This is a genomic window from Streptomyces sp. NPDC003011 (assembly GCF_053591515.1).
This window is the reverse complement of sequence record NZ_JBSFTY010000012.1, coordinates 129,123-136,657: the sequence shown is the minus strand read 5'-3', so window position 1 is coordinate 136,657 and position 7,535 is coordinate 129,123. Positions and strand designations below refer to the sequence as shown.

8 protein-coding genes are annotated in these 7,535 nt (G+C 72.6%); 5 read left to right on the top strand and 3 right to left on the bottom strand.

What is annotated here, in order from left to right:
• On the bottom strand, positions 1–241 hold a 241-nt coding region (locus ACWD0J_RS09300; protein ID WP_451495153.1), incomplete at its 3' end, for a hypothetical protein.
• 441 nt (positions 242–682) lie between these two features.
• Here ACWD0J_RS09300 and ACWD0J_RS09295 point away from each other — a divergent pair.
• Positions 683–1,531, top strand: a complete 849-nt coding sequence (locus ACWD0J_RS09295; RefSeq protein ID WP_451495152.1) for a hypothetical protein — start codon at positions 683–685, stop codon at positions 1,529–1,531.
• Between the two features lie 97 nt (positions 1,532–1,628).
• Here ACWD0J_RS09295 and ACWD0J_RS09290 read toward each other — a convergent pair whose 3' ends face one another.
• Positions 1,629–2,921 carry a DUF1015 domain-containing protein gene (locus ACWD0J_RS09290; protein ID WP_451495145.1) on the bottom strand — a complete coding sequence of 431 codons (1,293 nt, stop codon included), beginning with the start codon at positions 2,919–2,921 and terminating at the stop codon, positions 1,629–1,631.
• A gap of 72 nt (positions 2,922–2,993) precedes the next feature.
• On the opposite strand from ACWD0J_RS09290, the gene ACWD0J_RS09285 reads away from it, so the two are divergent.
• The 4 genes from ACWD0J_RS09285 (at position 2,994) to ACWD0J_RS09270 (ending at position 7,167) form a co-directional block, all read left to right on the top strand.
• On the top strand, positions 2,994–4,022 hold the full coding sequence (locus ACWD0J_RS09285) for an HAD hydrolase-like protein (RefSeq protein ID WP_451495144.1): 1,029 nt from the start codon (positions 2,994–2,996) through the stop codon (positions 4,020–4,022).
• A 105-nt stretch (positions 4,023–4,127) separates the two neighbouring features.
• Positions 4,128–5,171: a FecCD family ABC transporter permease gene (locus ACWD0J_RS09280; RefSeq protein WP_451495143.1), complete on the top strand. Its 1,044-nt coding sequence runs from the start codon at positions 4,128–4,130 to the stop codon at positions 5,169–5,171.
• Positions 5,168–6,205: a FecCD family ABC transporter permease gene (locus ACWD0J_RS09275; protein ID WP_451495142.1), complete on the top strand. Its 1,038-nt coding sequence runs from the start codon at positions 5,168–5,170 to the stop codon at positions 6,203–6,205. Before ACWD0J_RS09280 ends, ACWD0J_RS09275 begins: the two co-directional genes overlap by 4 nt.
• Complete coding sequence (locus ACWD0J_RS09270) at positions 6,202–7,167, top strand: ABC transporter ATP-binding protein (RefSeq protein ID WP_451495141.1); 966 nt, start codon at positions 6,202–6,204, stop codon at positions 7,165–7,167. Before ACWD0J_RS09275 ends, ACWD0J_RS09270 begins: the two co-directional genes overlap by 4 nt.
• Here ACWD0J_RS09270 and ACWD0J_RS09265 read toward each other — a convergent pair.
• Complete coding sequence (locus tag ACWD0J_RS09265; protein ID WP_451495140.1) at positions 7,151–7,498, bottom strand: SCP2 sterol-binding domain-containing protein; 348 nt, start codon at positions 7,496–7,498, stop codon at positions 7,151–7,153. The two genes, ACWD0J_RS09270 and ACWD0J_RS09265, sit on opposite strands and share 17 nt — an antisense overlap.
• Between the last annotated feature and the right edge of the window lie 37 nt (positions 7,499–7,535).

The following is a 7,535-nucleotide window of genomic DNA, read 5'->3' as shown; positions in this document are numbered from 1 at the left end:
TCGTGATGACCGTGGTGGTCGTCCGGGTGGGTTCCAGCGTGATGACCGTGGTGGTCGTCCGGGTGGGTTCCAGCGTGATGACCGTGGTGGTCGTCCGGGTGGGTTCCAGCGTGATGACCGTGGTGGTCGTCCCGGTGGGTTCCAGCGCGATGACCGGGACCGTGGTTTCCGGCGCGATGACCGTAGGGATGACCGCCGTGACGATCGGCGGGACGACCGCGCCGACCGTGGTGGCGAACACCGTGGTGGCGAACGGCGGGACGACCGTCGGGTTGAGGACCGCGGGGACCGCGGTGGGTTCCGTCGTGACGACAGCCGCGGCGGTGACCGCGGTGGGTTCCGTGGTCGTGAGGACAGCCGGAGTGCGGAACGTCCTGCGGTCCGTCGCGAGGACAGCCGCGGTGGGGACAGCCGGGGCCGGGACAGCCGCGGCGGGGACCGTCCGGGGTTCCGTGGCCGTGAGGACAGCCGGGGCGGGGACCGCGGTGGGTTCCGTGGCCGTGAGGACAGCCGGGGTGGCGAGCGCGGTGGGTTCCGTGGGCGGGACGACCGTGGTGGTCGTGGGCCCCGGCGGGACGACGACCGTGGTGGGCGTCCCGGTGGGTTCCGTGGCCGTGACGACCGTCGCGGTGGCGGGAGTTTCCGTGACGAGCGCGACCGGGACCGGGAGCCGATCAAGCGGCTGCCGATCCCCGAGGACGTCACGGGCGACGAGATCGACAAGGACGTACGGCAGGAGCTCCAGAGCCTGCCGAAGACGCTGGCGGAGGACGTCGCCAAGAACCTGGTGATGGTGGCCCGGCTCCTCGACGAGGACCCCGAGGGCGCCTACGGCTACTCCAAGGTGGCCCTGCGGCTCGCGTCGCGTGTCGCCGCCGTGCGGGAGGCGGCCGGGTTCGCGGCGTACGCCAACCAGAAGTACAGCGAGGCGCTCGCCGAGTTCCGGGCTTCCCGGCGGATGACGGGAACCGTGGACCTGTGGCCCGTGATGGCCGACTGCGAGCGTGGACTCGGGCGGCCGGAGAGGGCGCTGGACATGGCCGGGGCGCCCGAGGTGCGCAAGCTGGACAAGGCCGGGCAGGTGGAGATGCGGCTCGTCGCGGCCGGCGCCCGGCGTGACATGGGGCAGCTGGACGCGGCGATCGTGACGCTGCAGAGCCCCGAGCTGGCCTCGAACTCCGTGCAGCCGTGGACCGCGCGCCTGCGGTACGCGTACGCCGACGCCCTGCTCGCCGCCGGGCGGGAAGGCGAGGCCCGGGAGTGGTTCGCGAAGGCCGTGGAGGCCGACAAGGACGGTGGCACCGACGCCTCGGACCGGCTCGCCGAGCTGGAGGGGGTGGAGTTCGTCGACGCCTTCGACGAGAGCGAGGACGTCCACGAGGTTGAGACCGAGGTTGAGACCGAGGTCGAGGCCGAGGACGCCTTCGAGCGCGAGCCCGAGCGCAAGCTAGAGCCCGAGGATGACGGCGAAAGCGATGGCGCGTCCCTGGAGACGTCCGTGGAGGACGTGAAGGGCGACGACCAGGACTGACGTCCGTGGGAGAAGGGGCGGGATCCCGGCCGGTCGGCTAGGGTCCCGCCCCTTTGTGCGTCCGAGGTGCCACGGGTCCAGGTGTCACATCCGGGTGTCACGGATCCAGCGCGCGCAGTACCAGCCCCGATGCCGGCTTGGGGCCGAACGACGTCGACTTGCGGGGCATCGTGACGCCCTGGCGGGCGAGGTCGCGGACGACCTCCTCGTGGACCGGGTGCATCAGGACGGCCGTGTCGCCGTCGCGTTCGGCCTTGTCGACCGTGGCCGCCGCGTCGTGGATGTAGGCGATGCGGGCGGGGTCGTCCTCGGGGATGTGCCACACGTGGTCCAGGAGGGCGGCGTGCAGGACCGTCGCGTCGAGGGTGCGCCAGGCGTCGGGACGGTCGGCGGGGACCGTGCGGGCCAGCAGCGCCGGGTCCGGGCGGTCGATCAGGTGGAAGGCGCCGTCGCCCGCCAGCAGGAAGGCGTTGCCCTCGGCGGCCGCGTCGGCCAGGATCTCCAGGGCCCCCGCCAGTGGGACGTCGAGGCGGCGTACGCGGAACAGACCGTCCACGGCGGTCAGGGCGTCCGCGACGCGCAGGCCGTGCAGCAGGCGGTGGATGGCGCGCACCCGCAGGGGGTAGCGGACCGTGTCGACGAGGAGGACCAGGCCGTAGTCCCAGGGGCTGGGGGAGGGGTGCTCCGCGCCTAGCCGCCGGTACGTGGCCCAGCGGTGGTGGCCGTCGGCGATCAGGGCCTGGTGCCGGGCCAGGTCGGACCGGACCCGGTCCACGTCGGCGGGGTCGGTGACCGACCACAGGCGGTGCTGGAAGCCGTCCTCCGTGGTCGTCGCGAGCAACGGGGGCTGCTGCGCGGCGCGCTCGACGATCTCGGCGGTCGCGGAGGCGGAGCCGTCGCCGCGGTAGGTGAGGAGCAGGGGTTCCAGGTTCGCGGAGGTGGCGCGCATGAGGGCGGCGCGGTCGGCGACGACGTGCGGCATGACGTCCTCGTGCGGCAGCACCACGCCCTCCGACGGCTCCGACAGGCGCAGGGCGCCGATGACGCCGCGCTGGAGCAGGCCGTCGCCGGCGCGCTGTTCGTAGACGTACAGGCCCGGCGCGGGGTCGGTGGTCAGGACGCCCTCGGACACCCAGCGGTGCAGGGTGCGGCCCGCCTGGGCGTTGCGCTCGGCGGGGGTGGCGGCCTGCGGGAGGATCAGTCGCACGATGTTGTGCGGGGCCGCGGACTGGAGGTGGTGCACGCCGTCCGGGCGCACGACGACGTCGTACGGAGGGGAGGTCACGGCGGCGAGGTCGCCGACCCGGTCGGGGTCGTAGCGCAGGCCTCGGAACGGGGTGAGTTCCAGGCCTCGGCGCACCGTTGCTTCCGAGTGACCTGCTGAGTTCATCCCGGCATCGTACGTGTGTCAGTGGCATGCGCGATGATCGGGGGAAAGCCGTCGAACGAGGAGCGATGCGTGATGAGTCAGGGCGTCAGGACGAAGCCCGAGGGCAGTGGTCGGGCCCTGAGCGAGGCGTACGACACGGCGCTGCTCGATCTGGACGGGGTGGTGTACGCGGGCGGGAACGCGATCGCGTACGCCGTCGAGTCGCTCGCCACCGCGCGTGCGGGGGGGATGCGGCTCGCGTACGTCACCAACAACGCGCTGCGGACGCCGGACGCCGTGGCCGGGCACCTCACCGAGCTGGGCATACCGACGGGGGCGTCGGACGTCATCACCTCCGCGCAGGCGGTGGCGCGGCTGATCGCCGAGCAGGTGCCGGCCGGCGCGCGTGTGCTGGTGATCGGCGGCGAGGGTCTGCGGGTGGCGCTGCGTGAGCGCGGTCTGGAGCCGGTGGAGTCGGCGGACGACGATCCGGTGGCGGTGGTGCAGGGGTTCGGCGGGCCCGATCTGCCCTGGGGCCGGTTCGCCGAGGCCTGCTACGCCATCGCGCGCGGGGTGCCGTGGTTCGCGTCCAACACCGACCTGACGATTCCGGGTGCGCGCGGGATCGCGCCGGGCAACGGCGCGGCGGTGGAGGTCGTACGGATCGCGACCGGCGCCGATCCGCAGGTGGCGGGCAAGCCGCTGCCGCCGATGCACCGGGAGACGATCCTGCGGACCGGTGCCGAGCGGCCGTTGGTGGTCGGGGACCGGCTGGACACGGACATCGAGGGCGCGTTCAACGGGGACGTCGACTCGTTGCTCGTCCTGACCGGGGTGACGGACGGCGCGCAGCTGCTGGCGGCGCCGCAGCAGCACCGGCCGACGTATGTCGACGCCGATCTGCGGGGGTTGCTCACCGGGCAGCCGGAGGTCACCGGGAACGGGAAGGGCTTCCGGTGCGGCGGCTGGACGGCGACGGCCGGGGCCGAGGAGCTCGAACTGGACGGTGACGGCGAGGCCTTGGACGGGCTGCGGGCCCTGTGCGCGGCGGCCTGGACGGCGGCCGGTGACGGTGTGTGCGAGCTGGACGGGGGGAAGTCGCTGGCCCGGCTGGGACGGTGAGCCGGCGGCATACGTCCCGGCGGTGCGGGGAGACGTACCGGTGAGCGGGTGGACGCGCGTACCACCGGCTCGTGGCCGGGTGCGAGGGTAGGCTAACCTAACCACGTGTTGGTCGACAGTCCCCCAGAACAGCGCGCGGAGACCACCCCCGCGCCCCCCAACCGCCAGGCGATACGCGTCGTCGGGCTGCTCGTCTCGGTCGTGCTCCTGGTGCTGCTCACGGTGGCGAGCATCGCGGTCGGTGCCAAGGCACTGTCGATGGGGGAGGTCTGGCACGGCCTGTTCGAGGAGTCGGGGACGTACGCCGACGCCGTGGTCGCCGACCGGCTGTCACGGACCGTGCTGGGTGTGCTCGCCGGTGCCGCGCTCGGTCTGGCCGGGGCCGTGCTGCAGGCGCTCACCCGCAATCCGCTGGCCGACCCCGGACTGCTCGGGATCAACGCGGGCGCGTCCGCCGCGGTGGTCACCGCCATCTCGTTCCTCGGCGTCACCTCGCTGACCGGCTATGTGTGGTTCGCGTTCCTCGGTGCGGCGGGGGTGGGCGCGATGGTCTGGTTCCTGGGCGGCAGCCGGGGTGCCACGCCGGTGCGCCTCGCACTCGCCGGCACCGCGATCAGCGCCGCGCTCTACGGCTATCTCCAGGCCGTGATGATCCTGGACAACGCGGCGCTGAACAGGATGCGCTTCTGGACCGTCGGTTCGCTGTCCTCCGCGACCGGTTCGACCATCACGCAGGTGCTGCCGTTCCTGCTGGTCGGCTCGGCCCTCGCGCTCGCCCTGGCACGTCCGCTGAACGCGGTGGCCATGGGAGACGACACCGCCCGGGCCCTCGGCGCCAACCTGAACCGCACCCGCGCGCTGTCGATGCTCGCTGCGACCGTGCTGTGCGGGGCCGCGACCGCCGCCTGCGGTCCGATCGTGTTCGTCGGGCTGATGGTCCCGCACATCGTGCGGTCCTTCACCGGGCCCGACCTGCGCTGGATCCTGCCGTACGCGACGGTCCTGTCGCCCGTGCTGCTGCTGGGGGCCGACATCCTCGGCCGGATGGTGGCGCGGCCCGCGGAGCTGCAGGTCGGGATCGTCACCGCGCTCATCGGCGGTCCCGTGTTCATCTTTCTCGTACGTCGGCGGAGGCTGGCCCAGCTGTGAAGACCAACCGTGCCCTCAGGACCCCCGGCGGGTTCTCGCTCCGGCTGGACGTCCGCGCCGTCACCGTCGTCGTCCTGCTGCTGGTCGCCGCGCTCACCGCGAGTGTCGTGCTGATCGGCACCGGCGACTTCCCGATCCCGCCGGCCGACGTGCTCAGGTCGCTGGCCGGCGACGGCAAGGCGGGCCAGGAGTTCATCGTCAACGAGCTGCGGCTGCCGCGGGTCCTCGTCGGGCTCCTGGTCGGCGCCTCGATGGGCCTGTCGGGAGCGCTGTTCCAGACCATCTCCCGCAATCCGCTGGGCAGTCCGGACGTGCTCGGGCTCGGCCAGGGCGCGGCGGCCGGCGCGCTGATCGTGATCGTGCTGATGTCCGGGAGCGCGGCCCAGGTCACCGTCGGCGCCCTGCTGGGCGGTCTCGCGACCGGCATCGCCATCTACCTGCTCGCCTGGAAGCGGGGCGTGCACGGCTATCGGCTGGTGCTGGTCGGTATCGGTGTGTCCGCCATCCTCACCGCGCTCAACAACTATCTGCTGACGATGTCCGACCTCACCGACGCGGCCCGCGCCGTCGTCTGGATCACCGGGTCGCTCGACGGCCGTGACTGGGACCAGGTGTGGCCGCTGCTCGGGCTGTGCGTCGTGCTGGTCCCGCTCGTCCTCGCCCACGCGCGCGCCCTGCGGATGATGGAGATGGGCGACGACGTCTCGTACGCCCTCGGGGTGCGCGTCGAGCGGGTACGGATGCTGCTCCTGGTGGCCGCCGTGCTGCTCACCGCGACCGCCACGGCGGCCGCCGGCCCGATCAGTTTCGTGGCGCTCACCGCGCCGCAGCTGGCCCGCCGCCTGACCCGCTCGCCCGGGCCGAACCTGCTGCCGTCGCTGTGCATGGGCGCCACCCTCCTGGTCACCGCCGACTGGGTCTCGCAGCGTGCCTTCGGGGCCGGCCAGCTGCCCGTGGGCGTGGTCACCGGCGTCCTCGGCGGCGTGTACCTGCTGTGGCTGCTGGTCATCGAGCGCAAGGCGGGACGGATATGAGCGTCGACAGCAGCGCCGGCACCGGGCGCGACAACCAAAGGAGCACTGTGAACCGCCTGTCCGCCGAGAACGTGACCCTCGCCTACGACCAGCGGGTGATCGCCGAGCAGTTGTCGGTGGAGATACCCGACCACTCGTTCACCGTGATCGTCGGCCCGAACGCGTGCGGCAAGTCCACGCTGCTGCGGGCACTGTCACGGATGCTCAAGCCGAACCAGGGCCGGGTACTGCTCGACGGGCAGGTCATCCAGTCCATGCCGGCGAAGAAGGTCGCCCGCACCCTGGGACTGCTGCCGCAGTCGTCGATCGCGCCCGACGGGATCACCGTGGCCGACCTGGTGGGCCGGGGCCGCTATCCGCACCAGGGGATCCTGCGGCAGTGGTCGGCCGAGGACGAGCGGGTCGTCCAGGAGTCCATGACGCAGACCGGTGTCGCCGAACTCGCCGACCGCTATGTCGACGAGCTGTCCGGCGGCCAGCGGCAGCGGGTGTGGATCGCGATGGCGCTGGCCCAGCAGACGCCGCTGCTGCTGCTCGACGAGCCGACGACCTACCTGGACATCCAGCACCAGATCGACGTACTGGATCTGTGCGCGGAGCTGCACGAGGAACAGGGCCGCACGCTGGTCGCCGTCCTGCACGACCTCAACCACGCCGCCCGGTACGCCACGCACCTCATCGCCCTGAAGGGCGGCACGGTCATCGCCGAGGGCGCCCCCAGCGACATCGTCACGGCCGAGCTGGTCGAGGAGGTCTTCGGGCTGCGCTGCCAGGTCATCGACGACCCGGAGACGGGGACGCCGCTGGTGGTGCCGGCGGCGCGCAAGGCACGTACGGACGCGAAGGCGGCGGCGGACGCGACGGCGGCCACGGAGACGAAGGCCGCCACGGACGCCAAGACGGCCGTGGCGGCGAAGGACGTGACGGCGGAGGCGAGGGCCGTCGCTACAGAAGCTTCCTGAGGCGGAGCAGGTCCCTGAGGCCGGCTTCCAGCCTCACCCGGCCCGAACCCCAGGCCTTCGCGAAGTTCAGCTCGCCGTTCACCAGGGCCACCAGGTCGTCGCCTGCCAGGGCGAGTCTGATCTCCGCCCTCTCCGGCGGCGGCCCCTGAACCGTGTCGGCGACCTGGATCCGGCCGCCGCTGAGCCGGCCGACGAAGGTCACGTCCAGGTCGGTGATGTGACAGCTCACCGAACGGTCCAGGGCCGCGGCGGCGCGGACGTCCCCTTCGGCGGACTGCATATTGTCCGAGAGCTTCTCGAGTGCGGCGCGGCACTCCTCGATCGTGGCCATCGCGGTCGACCGTACCCCAGGGCTTCGGGGTAGCGTC

Excerpts from the sequence above, each read along its gene's own strand:
- ACWD0J_RS09290 (WP_451495145.1), bottom strand. The coding sequence starts at position 2,921 with ATGAACTCAGCAGGTCACTCGGAAGCAACGGTGCGCCGAGGCCTGGAA.
- ACWD0J_RS09285 (WP_451495144.1), top strand. The coding sequence starts at position 2,994 with ATGAGTCAGGGCGTCAGGACGAAGCCCGAGGGCAGTGGTCGGGCCCTG.
- ACWD0J_RS09270 (WP_451495141.1), top strand. The coding sequence starts at position 6,202 with ATGAGCGTCGACAGCAGCGCCGGCACCGGGCGCGACAACCAAAGGAGC.
- ACWD0J_RS09265 (WP_451495140.1), bottom strand. The coding sequence starts at position 7,498 with ATGGCCACGATCGAGGAGTGCCGCGCCGCACTCGAGAAGCTCTCGGAC.